The sequence below is a fragment of the Alkalihalobacillus sp. BA299 genome (assembly GCF_017745675.1).
In the GTDB taxonomy this organism is placed as follows: Bacteria; Bacillota; Bacilli; order Bacillales; family Bacillaceae_F; genus Alkalihalobacterium.
Genome location: NZ_JAFLJM010000003.1, coordinates 160,270 through 178,728 on the forward strand (window position 1 = coordinate 160,270; position 18,459 = coordinate 178,728).

Here is an 18,459-nt window from a genome sequence, read left to right on the forward strand (position 1 = left end):
TAACAATAATAAGGAATTATTTATTTATTGTAAACAAAAGATTTTGTCCTTTTAAAATTTCCTATAAAAACACTTAATTAATTATTTTCCTAAAAAAAGAAAAAAAGGCTGTCGAGAACACGTTCTCAACAACCTGAATAAATTTATATTGATAATTTAGGTGTACATCTTTTTATATTAATCGTTTAAATCGTAACGTTTTCCTTTAATTAAATAAATAATATGTTCCGATATATTCGTACAATGATCAGCAGTTCTTTCTAAATAACGACAGACAAACGCAAGTTGTGTAATTTGTCCAATTGAATCGGGATTTTTACTCATCAATATTAATAACTCTTGAACCGTTTTCCCATACATCTTATCAACCTGGTCATCAATTTCGGCCAAATCTGTTGCTAACGTAATATCTTCCTTATAATAAGCCTGTAATGAACTTGATAGCATACCTTGAGTAAGTCTTGCCATTTCAGGAATATCAACAAGAGGCTTAATAAAAGGCTTATCTCCTACTCTAATGGTTGATTTAGCAATGTTTACCGCATAATCAGCAATTCTTTCTACATCATTGGATATCTTTAAAGCTACAATTATCCTTCTTAAATCCGATGCCACTGGTGACTGCTTTGCAATCATTAAGATACCTTTGTCATTAATTTCTTCTTCTAGTTGATTAATTTTATAATCTTTATCTATGACTTCAAGTGCCAAATCAGTATTTTGTTCTTTTAAAGCAATAATCGATTTATTTAAAGCATCTTCTGCCAACTTACCCATTTTCAAAAGTAGATCTTTTAATTCTTTTAATTCAGTATCAAAATTTGCTCGAATAGCCACTTAAATTACCCCTTCCCTTATTACCCAAAACGACCGGTTATATAATCTTCTGTACGTTTATCTTTTGGAGTTGAAAACAAATCATTTGTATTTGTATACTCGACCAACTCCCCATTTAAAAAAAATGCAGTCTTATCAGATATACGCGCTGCTTGTTGCATATTGTGTGTAACGATTGAAATACTAAAATCATTTTTTAATTCCTGCACGAGCTCTTCTACTTTTAAAGTTGAAATAGGATCTAATGCAGATGTAGGTTCATCCATTAAAATAACATCAGGTTCAATCGCTAAACATCGAGCAATACAAATTCTTTGCTGCTGCCCACCAGAAAGGCCGTAAGCATTTTCATGTAGGCGATCCTTTACTTCTTCCCATATTGCAGCCCCGAGTAAACTTTTTTCAACAATTTCATCTAAAAGTTTCTTTTCTCTTATGCCGTGTATTCGAGGGCCGTAAACAATGTTTTCGTAAATGGACTTAGGAAATGGATTTGGCTTCTGGAAAACCATCCCCACTTTTGTTCTCAAATTTTCTACACGAAATTTAGGGTCAAAAATACTTCGATCTCTGTATAGTATATCACCTGCTATTCTAACGGTTGGAACCATTTCCACCATCCGATTCATGGTTTTAATGAATGTTGATTTCCCACAACCCGAAGGACCTATGATAGCAGTAACGTTTTTTTCGGGAATAGTAAAATTAATATTTTTTAAGGCATGATCGTGACCATACCATAAGTTTAGGTTTTTAATATCAAAAACATGATTTTCTTCCTGTCGCTTCTCAACTTTTTTATTTCCTTCTTTATCATCTGATACTGCAGTTGTCAAAATCAAACACCCCTTAAATGTGATGTCATAATAAAATCTCTTTAGTAACCGAAAATTAATCAGGGTACACTACCAAAAATATATTCTCTTTTAATATTCCAAAACAATATAAAAATAAACGATCATATGAATTATGTTTTAAATTAGTTGGTTATAGTTAATTAGAATAAATATTAAAATTTGTGAAATAATAAATATGGTAAAACCTTTAAAAAAGGAGTTAAAAATTAATGAAAAATAAAAAGAGTTATGAAGAAAATTCCACTTCAACAACTGAAGCCAATCAAAAAATTCAAGAGAAATTTTATTCAGACGAAACTGACGATATCACTCATTTAGGTTTTTTTATTAATAGTGTAGATCATGACAAAAGACGGGAAGAACAAAGTTTCTTAAATGACGAATCTCAAAAAAACTAAATTTCTAATAAATATATGAACACACCTTCCAGGTAAAATGAAAGGTGTGTTTATGCTATGACTATCATCCCTTCGCCATAGCGAATTACTGAATTTATTACCCAAAGCGCCCAGTAATATAGTCCTCTGTCCTCTTATCAGAAGGGTTTGAGAATATTTTATCCGTATGGTCATATTCTACTACTTCTCCATTTAAAAAGAACGCTGTTTTATCTGAGATACGTGCAGCTTGTTGCATGTTATGGGTTACGATAATAATGGAGTACTCCTTTTTTAATTCATGGATTAACTCCTCTACCTTTAATGTTGATTTAGGGTCTAAAGCTGAAGTCGGCTCATCCATTAAAATTACATCAGGCTCAATAGCTAAACAACGGGCAATACATAGACGTTGTTGCTGTCCTCCAGACAATCCATATGCATTTTCACTAAGACGGTCTTTTACTTCATCCCAAATCGCAGCTCCACGAAGACTGCGTTCAACAATTTCATCAAGTACTTTTTTATTTCGAATTCCATGAATTCTTGGTCCATATGCAACATTGTCATAAATAGATTTTGGAAACGGATTCGGCTTCTGAAACACCATACCAACACGCGTTCTTAAATCTTCTACTTTAAAAGACTTATCCAAAATGTTTTGACCACGGTAAGTTATATCTCCAGATATACGTACGATCGGAACTAATTGAACCATTCGGTTTAATGTTTTTATATAAGTTGATTTTCCACATCCTGAAGGACCAATAATTGCAGTAACCTCTTTTTCATATACAGAAAGATTTATATTCTTTAATGCATGATCCTTTCCATACCAAAGATTCAAATCCTTTGTATCATAAACGACCTGTTTATTAACTTGTAAGTTTTCTGAAGAACTTTCTTGTGAAGTTAAATCAACATTCTTTTTTTCCTTTAAAGATAACAGTCCCATTGTTTTACCCCCTAAATAGATCAGTTTAAATGCCCTTTAGATTACCCCTAAATAGATCAATATCTTCTTTGAAATTTATTTCTTATAATCACAGCGATTGAATTCAAGAAAAATAAAACTAATAACAAAACAACAATCGTCGCTGCAGCTAAATTCGCATATTCGGCTACAAGCGCAGAATCAATTGTCCAATAATAAATTTGCATCGGTAAGACTGTAAATTTATCCATAATATTTCCTGGAAAAGGAATTAACAAAGCTGGAATTCCTATGACAATAAGTGGTGCCGTTTCTCCAATCGCACGGGAAAGCGACAAAATTGCTCCAGTGAGTATACCTGGCAAAGCAGCAGGTAAAACAATATTTTTTATCGTCTGCCACTTTGTAGCTCCCATTCCATAAGATGCTTCACTTAAATAACTTGGTACCGCACGTATCGCTTCTTGACTCGCAACAACAACGATCGGCAGAACTAACAATGACATTGTTAATCCCCCAGCTAATACAACATTTCCAAGATCTAGAGCTCTAACAAAAACAGTAAGACCTAATATACCAAATACAATCGATGGAACACCAGCTAAATTGGAAATATTTGCTTGAATAATTGTTTGGAGTCGCCCTTTTTTGGCATAACACTCTAAATAAATAGCAGTCCCAACACCTAAGAACATTGTTACAGGTGCAACAACTAACATTAACCATAGTGTTCCAAGTACAGCGCCCATAATTCCAGCTTTATCAGCATTAGTGGATAATTTACCAGTAATAAAATTCAAATCAATCCATGAAATCCCTTGAGATAGCACTCTAAATATCAATACAGCTAAAACGACTAATCCAAATGCTGTCGAAAGAAAGAATAGCATTTTTGCAAAGTTATTCGTAACTAGCCGTGTATTCATTTTCTTTTGCACTTGGGTAACATCAACATATTTCATAATTAATATTCCTCCCTAAATCTACGAGAGATATATCTGGCAATCAAATTCATAATAAATGTAAATATAAATAAAGTCATGGCTACAGCATATAAACTGTAATATATAGTAGAACCAGCAGGCGCATCCCCGCCAGTTACTTCAACAATATATGCAGTCATCGTTTGCATAGATTGTGTAATGTCAAAGGTAAAGTTCTTTGAACTTCCACTAGCAATTGTTACAATCATTGTCTCACCAATTGCTCGCGAGATCCCAAGAACAAATGAAGCAATGATACCAGAAATGGCAGCAGGAATTACTACTTTCCCTGTAACCTCAAGTCTAGTCGACCCTAAGGCTAAAGCTCCTTCTCTCATTGCATTAGGTACAGAGCTCATCGCATCTTCTGATAATGATGCTACCATTGGAATAATCATGATTCCCATAACAATACCTGGGCTTAGGATATTCGTAGGTTCAAGACCAGGTATAAATTCTCTTAATATTGGCGTTACAAATGTAAATGCAAAAAATCCATAAACAATAGTCGGTATTCCCGCTAAAATCTCTAATAAAGGCTTTAATGTTCTTCTAACCTTATCTGATGCATATTCACTTAAATAAATTGCTGTCATTAAACCAATTGGAATTGCAACAAACATTGCAATAACAGATGAAATAATCGTTCCTGTTAATAATGGCAAAACACCAAACTGTGGGTTTTGACTTAATGGCTTTAGTACGGTTCCGGTAAAAAATTCTACGAAAGGAACTCGTTTAAAAAATTCAACAGTTTCAGTCAATAATGTAAAAACTATTCCTATTGTTGTAAGTATTGATATGATTGCAATTAATAAGAGAAAATTGGGCATGACCTTTTCTGTGATATTAGCTAAGTTCCTTGTATTTTTATTTTTCTCTATTATTTCTCTTACACTAACAGCTTTCCCCTTTTTTTCAGCGCTGTTTGTTTCCATTTTATGGAGCACCCCTTCCAGCCCTATAGCTTTTACATGGTAATAAGATGAGAACTGACAACAGCTCTCATCTTATCCACTTTATAATTTTATTTTAATCCTTCTAAAAACTCAACATATTCTTGAACTTCTGCTTCTGGAATTGGTGCAAATCCAGTTGGTCCAGCAAATTCATTAATATTATTTACAACGAATTTGGCATAATCTAATACTTGCGGCTTTTCTTTTGCCATATTAACATTTAAATATGTGAAAACTGGACGAGTGAATGGAGCGTAGTCACCATCTTCTGCAATTGTATCAAGTGAAGGTTCAACTGGTCCGTTACCAAAATCAACTTTTACAGCATTTAGTTTATCTTGATTATTCACAAAATAACCAAAACCAAAGAATGCAATACCATTTACATCTTCTGATACTAAATTAACAAGCGTAGAATATTCTTGTTGAAGATTAATTCCTTCGACTAAATCTTGCTCTTCAAGAATGTTCTCATAGAAGAATTCATATGTTCCATGGTTTTCGTTTGGTCCATATGTGCTAATTTCTACATCTGGGAAGTCTGGGTTAATGTCTGACCATTTTTTAATCCCACCGTCAGCACGGAAGATATTGATTACATCTTCTTGTGTAAGTTCAGTTGCCCAATCATTTTCTGGGTTAATAACGAAAGTTAAACCATCTAAAGCTACTTTGAATTCCTTTACCTCAATTCCAAGTTCTTCTGCAGCTGCTGCTTCTTCTTCTTTTATCGCACGTGAAGCATCATTAAAATCAGTACCGTCTTCTACTAAAAACTTTTTGAAACCAGCACTTGATCCAGCGCGACTTACTTCAACTGATACGTTTTGTTGCTCGTTAGTCATATATTCTTCTGCTAATGCAGCCATTAAAGGATAAACTGTACCAGAACCATCAATTACAACACTACCTTCTAACTCTGCTGCTTCTTCAGTATTTTCTTCATTCTCTGCAGGAGCTTCAGCACCTGTATTTTCTTCTGGAGTAGGTTCCTCTGTACCAGCTCCACATGCTGCAACAACAACCATAAGTGCAGCCATTACTAGAAACATGAAATACTTTTTCAAACTCATTGAATTGTCCTCCCTTTTCTCTAGGAAAAATTTATTGGTAAAGGTCTCTCTCCTCCACATTTCAAAGTATAGTGGCCCAATATTAAGCTTGTTTAGTTATAATGTAAAGGTTTTGTAAAGTTGTCGAAAAAAAGTATATTTTGTTATCTTATCAACCATAAAATTTAAGTTTAGCTCACCCCTATTTTCTATTTCTTTTACCTCTCTAAATCATCAATTAGAATTGCTCAAAAAGATGGTGAATATCATTTTTCTTATTTTGTATTATTGTTAACGTTAATATGTACAAGCAACAAAAAAAGGATCAGGATATATTATTGTACCTTCCTGATCCTACCTTTTATTTTAATTGGTGTTTAAATTCTTAAAGGAACAAATAAAAGTTTTCACTCTTTTTACAAGCCGTGATTATCTAAAATTTTTTGGTTTTCGTCTAATTTAAGTCAAAATATTGACCATTGACTTCATAAACAATGCATTCTGCAAGGTTTGTTGCATAATCAGCTATTCTTTCGATATATCTACCAATAAATGCAAGATTTGTTATTATTTTGACTCTTTTGTTACTGGTTTCTATTTTAAATAATTTTTGAATAAATTCACCATACATTTGATCGACTTGATCATCAAGTGAAGCAATCTTTTGTGCTTTTAAGACATCGCTATGATAATAAGCAGCTAATGCACTTGACAACATTTCGGTTGCTTTCTTTGAAATTTCTAGCAATTGTTTACGGTATATATCCAATTCAGATGGTTCAACACGTTTACCAATTTTCGCTATGTCTACAGCTAAATCACCAATTCTCTCTAGGTCACTAGAGATTTTTAGAGCCACGATTAATTTTCGTAAATCTGAGGCTACGGGTTGTTGTTTAGCGATAAGTAACGTAACCGTTTCATTAATCCTTAACTCAAATTGATTAATTTTACGATCATTTTTAATAACTGCATTCATTTCATTATGATCATTATCTCTAAAAGCATCTAGGGATTGTTGAAGTGCCATTTCAACAACTTGACCCATCTCTAAAATTTTAGCCTTTATTTGTTTGAGTTCTATCTCAAAACTTTCTCGTGCTGACATTTACCTCACTTCACTTTCTTATCCATAATGCCCAGTAAGATCTGTTCGTTTTTCAAAGATAGTTATCTTATATCTATTTTATCTTATTCTAGCAAACGACTTCTTAAGAATAAAGGTATCTTTTAAAAAAGTGCTCATATTACTTTTACAGATTTATCACACTATTCTACTTAATCTGATTTACATTTTGTAAAATAGAGCATTCCATGGTTATCGTTGCTTATTTTTCGAAAGTCCATCCTGTTTTTGCAAGTTCAGTTTGACCATCGTAATATGACATGACTTGTTTGGTAAGCTCGTTATGATCACCAAAATGAGGCAAATGAGTAAGTAGTAGCTGTTTCGCATTTGCGTTTTTCGCCAGGATGCCCACATCTCTGCTATTCATATGCCCAGCGGCTGTAGGGTCTTGATGTTCATAAAAAGTACATTCCGCAATGAGCAGGTCGGAATCAAGTGCAAATTGATGCAACTCTTGGAAATAACTTGTATCCGCTGTATACACAATCGTCGTGTTTCCATCTGTAATCTTCATCGCAAAACATGGTTCAGGATGCTTCGTCTGTAAAAATGATATTGAAAAAGGACCGACATTTAATACTTTCGCTGGATTGTATGGAATCGCTGTAACATGAGGTTCATACGAAAGTAAATTGTATTTTTCTTTATTATGTAAATGACCATAAGCAATTAATTTCTTCTCCTCACCTTTCCATGCATTATGGACTAAACGTGCATATTGAAGTACTCCAATATCAGAAAAATGGTCATGATGATAATGAGACACGATTAAAGCATCCAGCTGATCAAGGGGACAATACTTTTGTAAATGACTCACTACCCCACTTCCACAATCAATCAATAAACGAAACCCATCTTTTTCGAGTAAATACCCGCTCGAAGCTTCTCCTGCTTCAGGGTATCCATGCCAATAACCAACTACAGTAAACTTCATCCTACTTCACTCTCCTTTAGTTACTAGAACTGCTTGTGTATATTTTAGAAAATCAGTTAGATGATTTTTAAGGATACTTTCCAAAATATCTAAATTTAGTTTTTGATAATCATGAACAGCAATGTTTCTAAAGCCGACCATTGCTTTCATTTTGTCTGCTAATATTTTATCAATTATTTTCTGTTCATACAGAACATCAAAAGCGTCTCTACTCGTTTGGGGAATACCGAGCTTTTTCATTGCTATCAAATGCATCGCTAAGTCAATGGATGCTTCACATGCTCTTTGCAGATTAAGAATAATAGAATCTTGCTTAGTGTAATTTTTCAGATTCTCATTATTGTTGTCATACTCTTCATCGATCCTATTTAAGCACCGTTCAATAACGTTGATTTTATTTATCATTACATCATCATTCATACACTTTTCCACTCTCTTTAATTTGATCTAAAATCGGCTTTCGTTCTTCATTTAACTTTGCATACATTTTTAATGTTAACATTTCAAATTCTTTTCGGTTTTTTTCGTTCGAGCAATAAATAATCTTTCCAAAGCCCACTATCTGAGCTTGAAATACAGTAGATGCTTGTTTGATATCAATTAAATCTACTTCTTTTTTAACAAGATCAGCTAAATGTTGAGCGAGCATAAAGTTCTCATAACTTGTTAATGAACTGTTTGAGAAATAAGCAATATCAACGTCACTATCCTCTGTCATTGTTCCTTTAGCGTACGAACCAAATAGATAAATGAAAGCAGGTTTAAGACGAAGAACGAGTTCATCTACAATAATCTTTTCCATTTCCGCTAAAGACTTCAATTGATTGCTCACCTCTCATACTTCTATATTCATCATGTATAATTAATTCGTTCTCTATACATAAATTTCCTGCTTTTTCATGGTGCCTAGCACCTTTAGTGGACTAAAGATGCCAGGCACCATAAAAAAGCTCCTAAACTCATATGAGTTTAGGAGCTTTGGCAGCATTATTGAGCTGCTGGGTATACACTTACTTGTTTGCGATCACGTCCAACGCGCTCGAATTTTACAACGCCGTCTACTTTCGCAAATAACGTGTCATCTCCACCTTTACCTACGTTTACACCTGGGTAAATGCGAGTTCCACGTTGACGTACTAGGATAGAACCACCTGTAACTTGCTGTCCGTCAGCACGTTTTGTACCTAGACGTTTAGAGATAGAGTCACGACCGTTCTTAGTACTACCTACCCCTTTTTTACTTGCAAAAAATTGAAGGTTCATTTTTAACATTGAATTCACCTCCCCTAATTTTGGATTGTAATATGCTTACCGTACTCTGCTTCAATGGAGCGTAAAGCGACGACCATTCCTTCTAGTAGAAGTTGTACTTTCTCATAGGTTTGTACATCTAGTCCATCTGGAACTGTACAGCGGAGAAAGCCACCGTCTCCTTCTAAGTCAATATGGGGTTCCACTTGACATAGCTCTGCGATTGCATTGATCGCTCCAAATGATACTGCAGAAGCACCAGCACAAACAATGTCATGACCATAAGGACCAGCGCCAGCATGACCACTCATTGTAAAAGAATGTATGTGTCGTTTTTCATTACGTTCTACTTGAACTGTAATCATCGTTTACCCTATTAAGCGTTGATTTTTTCAATAACAACTTTAGTATAAGGTTGACGATGACCTTGCTTACGACGATAGTTTTTCTTCGCTTTGTATTTATAAACAGTGATCTTCTTAGCACGACCGTGTTTTTCAACCTTAGCCGTTACTGATGCACCTTCAACAAATGGAGCTCCAACTTTAACATCGTCACCACCGACAAATAGTACTTTATCGAAAGTCACTTGCTCATCAGCTGTATTTAGCTTCTCGATGTAAACCTCTTGACCTTCTTGTACTTTAATTTGCTTTCCGCCTGTTTCAATAATTGCGTACATGTACTTGCACCTCCTCGATTTCTAAGACTCGCCAATTGCAGGTAGCTACAGTCGTAGCTTTGTCAAACCTGTTCTGTGCGGTTGTAGCTTTTTGGGTGCGATCCAAATAACTAACAAATGATATAATACCATAAATTTAAAATAAAAGTCAATGTTCTTTCGTTAAGCGCTCAAGCTTATTCTTCGCCTCTTGCAAGCTTCCCATAAAAGGAATTTCATATTGTTGTTCTGTCATTTCTCGATTTTCAAATAAAAGAATTTTAAAATGCAATGCTTCCTCTAACCGCTTTAAATGCTCGTCCTTTTTTCCTCGTAATACTTCCGCAATATGAGGTGGTAATTCTAATACTAAAGCTTCGTGATCCATACCTCGATATTCCCATAGTAATCGCTCAACATGAAACGCTTGAGCTTCATTAGAAAGTACTGAACCTTTTCCTTTACAAGTCGGACATATTTTTGAGAGGCTATCTTGCAAGTTTTGTCTGATTTTCTTTCGTGTCATCTCAACAAGTCCCAATCCAGTCAAACCAAGGACATTCGTCTTCGTTCGGTCTTTTTCCAATGCCCCTTTAAAATAACTTAATACATGCAGTTGGTCCTTTTCGTCTTTCATATCGATAAAGTCGATAATGATAATCCCAGATATATCTCTCAGCCTGAGCTGCCTTGCAATTTCTTTTGCTGCCTCAATATTCGTCTTTTTAATTGTATCTTGCAAATCATTTTTTCCAATGAATTTTCCTGTATTAACGTCAATAACGGTTAACGCTTCTGTTTGATCAATCATGAGATATGCCCCATTTCTTAACCAAACTTGACGTTTTAATGATTTTTCTAGCTCTTTATCAATGGCATACGCCGAAAATATATTTTCCTTCCCTTGATAAAAGTGGAGTTTATCCTTCCTTTCAGGTCCTAAAAGGTCAACAAGCCTTTTGTAATCACGAAAATTATCAATATAAATTTCTGTCACAAGGTCTAATGAAAAATCACGGATAATCCGCTCAATCAAGCCTGTATCTTGGTGAATGAGTGCTGGTGGCTTTTCATCTTTCTTTTCTTTCCACGTTTCATCCCAGAAGCCACGTAATATTCGAATATCTTCTTCAATTTCTTGTCGAGTTGCTCCTTCACAAACCGTACGGATAATTAACCCTTCTTCATTTTCAATAAGCTCTTCACCCATCATCCGCAATCTTTCTCTTTCGTCTTCGGAGCGAATTTTTCTGGAAACTCCAATATAATTTCCAGTCGGCATATAGACGACAAATTTTCCCGGAAAGGAAACAACACCCGAAAGTCTCGGTCCTTTTGTTCCAAAGCCTTCCTTTGTTACTTGAACGAGGAGTTCTTCTCCTTTTTTTACTAACTCGCTAATATTCTTTTTCTTCTTTTCTTCGTCTTTTAATGAAAGCTTCTGAAAGGAAAGTAAGTCATCACGGTATAAAAATGCATTTTTATCACGACCAATGTCTATAAAAGCCGCTTGCATTCCAGGTAAAACATTTACAACTCGACCTTTATATACATTACCCACAATACGCTTTTCAACTGAACGTTCAATTAGTAATTCAACAACTTTATCTTCTTCCACAATCGCTGCTCGTCGTTCTCTTGTTGCCATATTAAAGTAAATACGATACAACTACCATCACCAACTTCGATTTATATCCTTTTATTGTACTGTATCAGATTGATAAAGTGAAACTTATTAGTGAAAATGATCCACCTCTTTCTTATTTTTACTAACTCAAAACGAAGGGTTTATGGTAAGTTATTCATGAAAATACACAAAGTAGCATAATTCCTCTTTATTCATTTTTGATTGTAAATTTTTCGATAAAAAAATTGCTATAATTTTTACAAAGAGTTAATATTGATAAAAGAGAGATAAAAGTTATATACAATTTTTTCAAATCATAGGAGGAATTATGGGTAGGAAACCGTTTATTTATTTGGTGGAGGATGAACCGGCTCATGCGATGTTAATTACCTTTCATATTGAAAAGCTTGGATATGAAGTGATTCATTATGATAATAGTCCTGACTTTCTTAAAGCCTTGCCATCGGACCTAAAGTTCCTAATTGTCAGTGATCAACTAGCTGATATGAATGCTATCAAGCTATGTGAAGTGGTTCGTGAAAAGCTCAATAAGTCTATTCGTATCATTGTTACTACTACAGGAGTTTCCAATCTACAGCCTTGTGAATGCAGTTCCTTTATTTCTTTTTTACAAAAGCCATTTTCAATTACAGACTTAAAAGAAAAATTAAACCTTACATTCAAACAACATTCTCTTACATAACACCAAATGTAGCTGAGATATGTCAAATTAAGCATAAAAACGCTTGGTCCAAGCGTTTTTATCTTATTCAAAATAAACTTCCCTTTTAATACGTTGAAATCGGTATTTCACTCTGTTGTTAATTTTTTATATTCCATACTTTTTACTATGTTATTCATTAAAAATCTATGAGCTAAAGACTTCCTCTAATTTACGATCCATCGCTTTTTGATGAAAGTATGCTTCTAATAACATTTTCTCGGAAATACAATGTGTTTGATTAATTGTAATTGTATGTTGGCAACCGCGGCGAAACAATTCTAACACCTGACGTATTTTCATATTCGGTTGGACCCTAATGGAATATCGTTTTGAATGTGGTTTATCTAAATAAAGACGGTCTAGTAAAAAACGAATAAAAACATAATGCCGTTGCTTCCACTCTAAATAATTAGACACACACAAAAATAATAAAACTACCCAAAGATTTAAATGGAACGGAAACAACTGATAGCTAACCATTCCCACAATTGCAATTCCAATAATTGATAACAACAGCGTTAATTTCTGTCCTCGCTTATAAGGTAGCCGATATGTACAGGCTAGATGAAGAATTCGTCCCCCATCTAATGGCCATATCGGTAATAAATTAAATCCTAATATCATGACATTATGCCATACAAACAATTGATGCTCAGCTACTGACCATATGGGGGTCTGAACAAGAAGAAAAGATGCACCAATCATCCATAGGTGCTGCAGCGGCCCAGAAACGATGACAATTAATTCTTCTCGAAATGGACGATTGGCACTCTCATTCATTTCAGCTACTCCTCCGAATGGAAGCAGCTCAATTTTTTCAATCCTCCAATTAAACCACTTAGCAGCAACGACATGACCCATTTCATGTATAAAAACGATTGTAAATACCATAATAACTTCCCGAAAATAGCCTGTAATAATACCAATTCCAAGCACAAGCCAAAATAGAGGGTTAATCTTCATTTTTGAAAGAAGAGAATTATTCAAAGCTAATCACATCATTTGGGTCAATGTAGTCTTCGCCTTCTTTAATGGATAAGTAATAGATGCCCTTACCTACTTCTTCACTTACAGAAACTTTACCGACCGGTTTCCCTGCTTCAATATGATCATACAGCTTTACATCGACTTCCTTGAGCATTCCGTACCATGATTGCCCACCATCATAATGCTGTATCGCAACTGTAAGACCTAATCTTTCTTCATCACCGACAAAAATAACTAAACCGGATTTCACTGCTTCAACATTAGCATCGATTTCAGTTTCTACTAATATGCCAGTTCCATTTTCTTGAAAATTTTCACGGATTTGTCCTGTAGCTGGAACGGCATAGGCTACTGGTGGTGTATCTTCTGTATCTTCAAGTGCGACGTCCATTGACATTGGTAAAAGAGCTAACGGCCTGCCAAATTGCTTTTCATACCAATTTGCCACCGTAGCAAATTGAAATTCTTGCTCATAGGATTGTTTAACAACTTGTTTCGCCCCTTCAAGCTGTGCTAGGCTACTATTAAACATAATGGCAATGACTAAAAATACGACGACAGCGAAGAGAGAGCGCATGAGAAACCAGTCTTTCTGTTGCCATTGATCATTAGGACTTTCTTTCTTTTCCTGAAAGATGTAGAAATCCGGCTCATCTCTCGATTCATCATGCCGATCTAATAATAGGGGAGCTGATCGTTCTTTTCTTGCACCTTTTCCTTGAGCCTCTCTTCTTCTTGACTCAATTTGTTTTCTAATCTTATCAATTCGTTTTGACATCGCACACCCCATCCTTTTCCCCACAAATTCTTAGTCTCGTCCCACTTTTTTACTCTATCCTATGACTTGTCCGTTCGATATATGCCATAAATCATTAGCTTGAGGAAAGAATCTTGGTAAAAGATAGCTTGCTAACAATGCCGGAAATCAACGGTTTTTGTTACAATTTAATTTTATAGAAGTTCCTGCGTTTGAAGTTCCGAAAAAACTAAAAAGACACACGTAATGTGTGCCTTTTCCACTTACCTTTCTGAGAAACGTTTCCTTTTAGCTAATTAAATAACTACGGTTTGCTTTTGCTGCTTTACTTTCGTTAACTTGATCTGGCTAATGTTGACCGCACTTACTTTAAATTCCGGCATACGACAAACAGGATCTAAAACCGGATTCGTTACACGATTAATACATTGAGAGTCTCCCCAATGAAATGGAGCAAAAATTGTATCTTTACGGATCCCTTCTGTTAGTTTACTTTTGACAATTACCGAACCTCGCTTGGACTCAATTCGAACCATTACATCATTTTCAATATTATATTGTTCTGCTGTTTCCGGATGGATTTCGACGTAAGGCTCTTTCGATCGTTCAAGTAACTCTTGACTTCTTCTTGTTTGCACCCCTGTTAAATAATGTTCCATTATCCTCCCTGTTGTCAAAACAAGTGGAAATTTCTTCGTAGCCTTCTCACTTCGAATAAGTTCATGACTAAGATTAAACGTAGCAAAACCATCTGAGGTATGAAACGCATTTTCAAACAATCGGAGCGTTCCTGGGTGCCCTTCAACAGGACAAGGCCACAAAACACCACCATCTTTTACACGATCATACGTAATTCCATAGTAATCAGCGGTACCACCTTTACTTGCCTTACGTAATTCATTAAATATTTCCTCTACACTTTCATATGAGAAATATTGTTCTTTGCCTAATGATTTTGCTATATCACAAATAATTTCCCAATCATGCTTCACTTCTTTCGGAGCTTTTCGTTCAGCATGTCGGTATACCACTCTACCTTCTAGGTTTGTCATCGTTCCTTCATCTTCTAAATAAGAAGTCGTTGGTAAAATTAAATCTGCCATTTGAGCTGTTTCTGAAATAAACATATCGACAACGACCAAGAAATCTAACTTTTCCAATGCTTTTTCTACAAAAATAGCATTCGGACTTGAGACAACTGGATTGGAGCCCATTAAAAATAAAGCTTTAATTTCTTCTTGATCTATCTTCTCGATTAATTCGTAAGCAGAAACACCTTTTCGAGGCAATTCAGCCTCATCTACTCCCCAAACATTTGCAATATATTTGCGATCCGCTTCGTTTTCAATCGAACGATACCCTGGAAGTTGATCAGCTTTTTGCCCGTGTTCCCTACCCCCTTGGCCATTTCCTTGGCCTGTAATCGCACCGTATCCACAAGCATGTTTGCCAATCTTGCCAGTTGCTAATACTAGGTTTAAAAAGTGACGAACAGTCTGATAGCCATTGGCATGTTGCTCAACTCCTCTAGCGGTAAAGACCATCCCCGTTTCAGCTTTCCCATATTGTCTAGCTGCATCAAGAATTTCCTCTTTTGGGATCCCACATTGTTTGGCAATAGTAGTTAAGGACACTTCATTTAATTGTTCTTTTATTAAATCGAACCCTTTTGTTCGATCAGCGATAAATGCTTCATCACAATAATTTTCATCGACTAAAACCTTAAGTAAACCAATGGCTAGGTTGGCGTCTGTTCCTGGTTTTACCTTAATATGCATATCTGCAAACTTCGTCGTAGCCGTTTCCCGTGGATCGATCGCAATTATATAAGCACCATTCTTTTTTGCTTTACGAAAATAGGGCATAATCGTTGGTTGGCATTCTGCAATGTTCGTCCCAGCTAAGATAATACATTTAGCATCTGCTATTTCTGATAATTGATTCGTTATCCCACGGTCAATTCCAAATGTAGCATTTTGAGCCGATGCAGCAGCACTCATACAGAAACGACCATTATAATCAATATATTTCGTCTGCAAACCAACTCTAGCAAATTTCCCTAATAAATAAGCTTCTTCATTTGTTAAAGAGCCACCACCATAAACACCAATCGAGTCATTTCCAAACTCACTTTGTAATTGTGAGAATTGTTCAGCTATCATTTCTAAAGCCAATTCCCAAGAAATTCTTACCCATTCCCCATCTATTTTAAAAAGCGGATATTTCACTCTTTCACCATTGATAGCATGTTGATGAGCTTGTAGGCCTTTAATACAAAGTCTTCCTTCTGAAGTCGGATCTTGTTTATTCGGTTTTACTTTAAATCGTTTTCGTTTGATTACGTGTTCTTCTATCAGCTCCATTGAACATTGCATGCTGCAATAGGGACAACGTCCTTTCATGATTTGTTCAGAGCTTTGCTTTAGTTGCTTTTCTCTAAAATATTGGATCAAATCGCTCATTTACTCCACACCCTCTTAATCCCTAATATAGGTTGATCAAACACTTATATAGAAATTTTTACTTCAAAAGTAATTAAAAGTAAGAAAAACATCTTTTGTCTTCATTTAGGCTTTATTTTCAATTAATATTATTTTGCCATAAAAGAATTACACTGTGTTCTCTAATGAGAGAAGATCTAACAAGGGTTTCTCTTATTCATGTGGTGGAAATTCTCTTATATCCATTGAATAAAGACGTTTATCATCTTCTTGTGCTAGACATCATCTGAAAAGTTATACTTTTTATCTTCAACAAAAAAAAAAACAGAATGGCCAGCAAAACCATTCCGTTTTTTCAACTAATAATTCATTTATGATCTTATTCCGAAGAATTTTTTCACTTTTGTAAAAACACCTTTATCCTCTCCTAGTGCCATAAGAGGAACTGTTTCACCTAATATGCGTCTTGCAATATTTCGATAAGCAATTGATGCTTTGCTTCCAGGATGAAGAGCGACTGGCTCTCCTTTATTAGAATGCTTTATGACATTTTCATCATCCACAACTATACCTAGTAATTCAATTGCTAGAATATTAACAATTTCATCAACGTCAAGCATTTCACCACTTTTCATCATATGATTACGAATTCGGTTAACGATAAGTAGTGGTGGTTCGACATTCTCTTTTTCTAGCAAACCAATAATTCGGTCAGCATCACGAACTGCAGATAATTCAGGGGTTGTAACAACAATAGCTTTGTCTGCTCCAGCAACCGCATTTTTAAAACCTTGTTCAATACCCGCTGGACAGTCGATGAGCACGTAATCATAATCACGCTTTAATTCCTCGACGATCGTTTTCATCTGATCTGGTGTTATTGAAGATTTATCTTTTGTTTGAGCTGCTGGCAGTAAATATAAACATTCAAACCGCTTGTCTTTTATAAGGGCTTGCTGTAAGCGACAACGTCCTTCTGCTACATCAACAAGATCATATATAATTCGGTTTTCAAGTCCCATGACAACGTCAAGATTACGAAGTCCGATATCTGTATCGATTAAGCACACTCTTTTACCTGAAAGGGCTAGGGCTGTTCCGATGTTAGCGGAAGTTGTCGTTTTCCCGACGCCCCCTTTTCCAGAAGTAATTACGATAGCCTCTCCCACACATATTTCCCCTTTCTTCCTCTATGTCCTATTCCAATACGGTTTATCCGTTTACGAAAACACTTTTTCAGGTGCTCGATTTAAACTTGGACGCAACCAAGGTAATTGTTGTATTCGTTCTAAAACGATCGTATTATCTTTAGCAGTTATGTATGCGCATTCCATCTGCCTGTCTACTTGTTCGTTTCGATTGGGCTCTTGTCTGAGGTGATCACTAATTTTAAGCTGGGAGGGTGCCATAACTGAAGCGGCAATGACTGCATCTTTATCACCTTCACTGCCAGCATGAGCAATTCCACGCAATGCTCCCATTACAAAAATATTTCCAGTAGCAACAACAGTTCCACCTGGATTCACATCACCAATCAGTAACAAATCACCATTTACTTTAAATACTTGTCCAGAACGAACAATTTTTGAAACCATGACCATTTGCTTTTCTTCTGCTATACGCTCAGCTTCTTCTTTACTTATAACATTTGTTTCAATTTGGTCAATGATTAGATTTTTATCTTTACAAACGACATCGTGGAGTTCTTTTTCTTGGTCTTCAGTCAAATACCGATTTCCAGTAGCAACATGTACTTTTACTGCTGGCCCGCCAGATTTCTCATAATGCTTCGATGACAACTTTTCTTTTAGCTCTTCTAACAAGCTTTCAAAGCTACAATTATCATCTAGTAAAAATGTTAAACCGTCTTTCGTTCCTTTTATTGTAACGTGGTGTTTCTTTTGTAACATTTATAGTTCACCTCAGAGTAGGTTAAATCCATTTACACC

Annotated in this window: 21 protein-coding genes and 1 other annotated feature; of the genes, 2 read left to right on the forward strand and 19 right to left on the reverse strand. The window is 35.3% G+C overall.

All coding sequences use genetic code 11. From position 1 onward, the window contains the following. Nucleotides 1–177: 177 nt before the first annotated feature. Nucleotides 178–837 (reverse strand): phosphate signaling complex protein PhoU, encoded by a 660-nt coding sequence (phoU, locus tag J0N78_RS05145; protein ID WP_209121957.1) that lies wholly within the window; start codon nucleotides 835–837, stop codon nucleotides 178–180. A gap of 20 nt (nucleotides 838–857) precedes the next feature. After that, nucleotides 858–1,676: a phosphate ABC transporter ATP-binding protein PstB gene (pstB, locus tag J0N78_RS05150; RefSeq protein ID WP_209122132.1), complete on the reverse strand. Its 819-nt coding sequence runs from the start codon at nucleotides 1,674–1,676 to the stop codon at nucleotides 858–860. A 227-nt stretch (nucleotides 1,677–1,903) separates the two neighbouring features. Between pstB (J0N78_RS05150) and J0N78_RS05155 the strand changes: the two genes are divergently transcribed. Next, entirely contained in the window at nucleotides 1,904–2,092 is a 189-nt protein-coding gene (locus J0N78_RS05155) for a hypothetical protein (RefSeq protein ID WP_209121958.1), read from the forward strand. 97 nt (nucleotides 2,093–2,189) lie between these two features. Here the strand turns inward: J0N78_RS05155 and pstB (J0N78_RS05160) are convergent, their stop codons facing one another. The 12 genes from pstB (J0N78_RS05160) to J0N78_RS05215 all read right to left on the reverse strand — a co-directional run bounded on the left by pstB (J0N78_RS05160) (nucleotide 2,190) and on the right by J0N78_RS05215 (nucleotide 11,643). Beyond that, entirely contained in the window at nucleotides 2,190–3,026 is an 837-nt protein-coding gene (gene pstB, locus J0N78_RS05160) for a phosphate ABC transporter ATP-binding protein PstB (protein WP_209121959.1), read from the reverse strand. Between the two features lie 56 nt (nucleotides 3,027–3,082). Beyond that, a complete protein-coding gene (gene pstA, locus J0N78_RS05165) occupies nucleotides 3,083–3,967 on the reverse strand; it encodes a phosphate ABC transporter permease PstA (RefSeq protein WP_209121960.1) in 885 nt (294 codons plus the stop codon). Nucleotides 3,968–3,969: 2 nt separating this feature from the next. Beyond that, nucleotides 3,970–4,926, reverse strand: coding sequence for a phosphate ABC transporter permease subunit PstC (pstC, locus tag J0N78_RS05170; RefSeq protein ID WP_209121961.1), 957 nt, complete (start codon nucleotides 4,924–4,926; stop codon nucleotides 3,970–3,972). An 89-nt stretch (nucleotides 4,927–5,015) separates the two neighbouring features. Next, entirely contained in the window at nucleotides 5,016–6,020 is a 1,005-nt protein-coding gene (locus tag J0N78_RS05175; RefSeq protein ID WP_209121962.1) for a PstS family phosphate ABC transporter substrate-binding protein, read from the reverse strand. Nucleotides 6,021–6,453: 433 nt separating this feature from the next. Beyond that, a complete protein-coding gene (phoU, locus tag J0N78_RS05180) occupies nucleotides 6,454–7,107 on the reverse strand; it encodes a phosphate signaling complex protein PhoU (RefSeq protein ID WP_209121963.1) in 654 nt (217 codons plus the stop codon). A gap of 220 nt (nucleotides 7,108–7,327) precedes the next feature. Next, on the reverse strand, nucleotides 7,328–8,062 hold the full coding sequence (locus tag J0N78_RS05185; RefSeq protein WP_209121964.1) for an MBL fold metallo-hydrolase: 735 nt from the start codon (nucleotides 8,060–8,062) through the stop codon (nucleotides 7,328–7,330). A gap of 6 nt (nucleotides 8,063–8,068) precedes the next feature. Further along, complete coding sequence (gene hepT, locus J0N78_RS05190) at nucleotides 8,069–8,482, reverse strand: type VII toxin-antitoxin system HepT family RNase toxin (protein WP_209121965.1); 414 nt, start codon at nucleotides 8,480–8,482, stop codon at nucleotides 8,069–8,071. Then, complete coding sequence (mntA, locus tag J0N78_RS05195) at nucleotides 8,475–8,864, reverse strand: type VII toxin-antitoxin system MntA family adenylyltransferase antitoxin (protein ID WP_209122133.1); 390 nt, start codon at nucleotides 8,862–8,864, stop codon at nucleotides 8,475–8,477. Before mntA ends, hepT begins: the two co-directional genes overlap by 8 nt. Before the next feature lie 185 nt (nucleotides 8,865–9,049). Further along, on the reverse strand, nucleotides 9,050–9,334 hold the full coding sequence (gene rpmA, locus J0N78_RS05200) for a 50S ribosomal protein L27 (protein ID WP_209121966.1): 285 nt from the start codon (nucleotides 9,332–9,334) through the stop codon (nucleotides 9,050–9,052). 14 nt (nucleotides 9,335–9,348) lie between these two features. Continuing rightward, nucleotides 9,349–9,678: a ribosomal-processing cysteine protease Prp gene (locus J0N78_RS05205; RefSeq protein WP_209121967.1), complete on the reverse strand. Its 330-nt coding sequence runs from the start codon at nucleotides 9,676–9,678 to the stop codon at nucleotides 9,349–9,351. Nucleotides 9,679–9,689: 11 nt separating this feature from the next. Next, nucleotides 9,690–9,995 carry a 50S ribosomal protein L21 gene (rplU, locus tag J0N78_RS05210; protein WP_075385802.1) on the reverse strand — a complete coding sequence of 102 codons (306 nt, stop codon included), beginning with the start codon at nucleotides 9,993–9,995 and terminating at the stop codon, nucleotides 9,690–9,692. 14 nt (nucleotides 9,996–10,009) lie between these two features. Next, nucleotides 10,010–10,088, reverse strand: a sequence feature (ribosomal protein L21 leader region). Nucleotides 10,089–10,143: 55 nt separating this feature from the next. Continuing rightward, nucleotides 10,144–11,643: an Rne/Rng family ribonuclease gene (locus tag J0N78_RS05215; protein WP_247747144.1), complete on the reverse strand. Its 1,500-nt coding sequence runs from the start codon at nucleotides 11,641–11,643 to the stop codon at nucleotides 10,144–10,146. Nucleotides 11,644–11,929: 286 nt separating this feature from the next. On the opposite strand from J0N78_RS05215, the gene J0N78_RS05220 reads away from it, so the two are divergent. Then, a complete protein-coding gene (locus J0N78_RS05220; protein WP_209121968.1) occupies nucleotides 11,930–12,304 on the forward strand; it encodes a response regulator in 375 nt (124 codons plus the stop codon). 165 nt (nucleotides 12,305–12,469) lie between these two features. On the opposite strand, the gene J0N78_RS05225 is transcribed toward J0N78_RS05220, so the two are convergent. The 5 genes from J0N78_RS05225 to minC form a co-directional block, all read right to left on the reverse strand. Next, on the reverse strand, nucleotides 12,470–13,312 hold the full coding sequence (locus tag J0N78_RS05225; RefSeq protein ID WP_247747145.1) for a M50 family metallopeptidase: 843 nt from the start codon (nucleotides 13,310–13,312) through the stop codon (nucleotides 12,470–12,472). Next, the gene (locus J0N78_RS05230; RefSeq protein WP_209121969.1) at nucleotides 13,305–14,090 is read right to left on the reverse strand and encodes a M23 family metallopeptidase; all 786 of its coding nucleotides are present in this window, start codon (nucleotides 14,088–14,090) and stop codon (nucleotides 13,305–13,307) included. Before J0N78_RS05230 ends, J0N78_RS05225 begins: the two co-directional genes overlap by 8 nt. A gap of 275 nt (nucleotides 14,091–14,365) precedes the next feature. Next, on the reverse strand, nucleotides 14,366–16,531 hold the full coding sequence (nasC, locus tag J0N78_RS05235) for an assimilatory nitrate reductase catalytic subunit NasC (RefSeq protein ID WP_209121970.1): 2,166 nt from the start codon (nucleotides 16,529–16,531) through the stop codon (nucleotides 14,366–14,368). A 350-nt stretch (nucleotides 16,532–16,881) separates the two neighbouring features. Continuing rightward, nucleotides 16,882–17,679, reverse strand: coding sequence for a septum site-determining protein MinD (gene minD / locus J0N78_RS05240; RefSeq protein WP_209121971.1), 798 nt, complete (start codon nucleotides 17,677–17,679; stop codon nucleotides 16,882–16,884). A gap of 51 nt (nucleotides 17,680–17,730) precedes the next feature. Then, nucleotides 17,731–18,420: a septum site-determining protein MinC gene (gene minC, locus J0N78_RS05245; RefSeq protein WP_209121972.1), complete on the reverse strand. Its 690-nt coding sequence runs from the start codon at nucleotides 18,418–18,420 to the stop codon at nucleotides 17,731–17,733. Nucleotides 18,421–18,459: the final 39 nt, after the last annotated feature.

Excerpts from the sequence above, each read along its gene's own strand:
- J0N78_RS05155 (WP_209121958.1), top strand. The coding sequence starts at position 1,904 with ATGAAAAATAAAAAGAGTTATGAAGAAAATTCCACTTCAACAACTGAA.
- pstB (WP_209121959.1), bottom strand. The coding sequence starts at position 3,026 with ATGGGACTGTTATCTTTAAAGGAAAAAAAGAATGTTGATTTAACTTCA.
- pstA (WP_209121960.1), bottom strand. The coding sequence starts at position 3,967 with ATGAAATATGTTGATGTTACCCAAGTGCAAAAGAAAATGAATACACGG.
- pstC (WP_209121961.1), bottom strand. The coding sequence starts at position 4,926 with ATGGAAACAAACAGCGCTGAAAAAAAGGGGAAAGCTGTTAGTGTAAGA.
- J0N78_RS05175 (WP_209121962.1), bottom strand. The coding sequence starts at position 6,020 with ATGAGTTTGAAAAAGTATTTCATGTTTCTAGTAATGGCTGCACTTATG.
- phoU (WP_209121963.1), bottom strand. The coding sequence starts at position 7,107 with ATGTCAGCACGAGAAAGTTTTGAGATAGAACTCAAACAAATAAAGGCT.
- J0N78_RS05185 (WP_209121964.1), bottom strand. The coding sequence starts at position 8,062 with ATGAAGTTTACTGTAGTTGGTTATTGGCATGGATACCCTGAAGCAGGA.
- hepT (WP_209121965.1), bottom strand. The coding sequence starts at position 8,482 with ATGAATGATGATGTAATGATAAATAAAATCAACGTTATTGAACGGTGC.
- mntA (WP_209122133.1), bottom strand. The coding sequence starts at position 8,864 with ATGGAAAAGATTATTGTAGATGAACTCGTTCTTCGTCTTAAACCTGCT.
- rpmA (WP_209121966.1), bottom strand. The coding sequence starts at position 9,334 with ATGTTAAAAATGAACCTTCAATTTTTTGCAAGTAAAAAAGGGGTAGGT.
- J0N78_RS05205 (WP_209121967.1), bottom strand. The coding sequence starts at position 9,678 with ATGATTACAGTTCAAGTAGAACGTAATGAAAAACGACACATACATTCT.
- rplU (WP_075385802.1), bottom strand. The coding sequence starts at position 9,995 with ATGTACGCAATTATTGAAACAGGCGGAAAGCAAATTAAAGTACAAGAA.
- J0N78_RS05220 (WP_209121968.1), top strand. The coding sequence starts at position 11,930 with ATGGGTAGGAAACCGTTTATTTATTTGGTGGAGGATGAACCGGCTCAT.
- J0N78_RS05230 (WP_209121969.1), bottom strand. The coding sequence starts at position 14,090 with ATGTCAAAACGAATTGATAAGATTAGAAAACAAATTGAGTCAAGAAGA.
- nasC (WP_209121970.1), bottom strand. The coding sequence starts at position 16,531 with ATGAGCGATTTGATCCAATATTTTAGAGAAAAGCAACTAAAGCAAAGC.
- minC (WP_209121972.1), bottom strand. The coding sequence starts at position 18,420 with ATGTTACAAAAGAAACACCACGTTACAATAAAAGGAACGAAAGACGGT.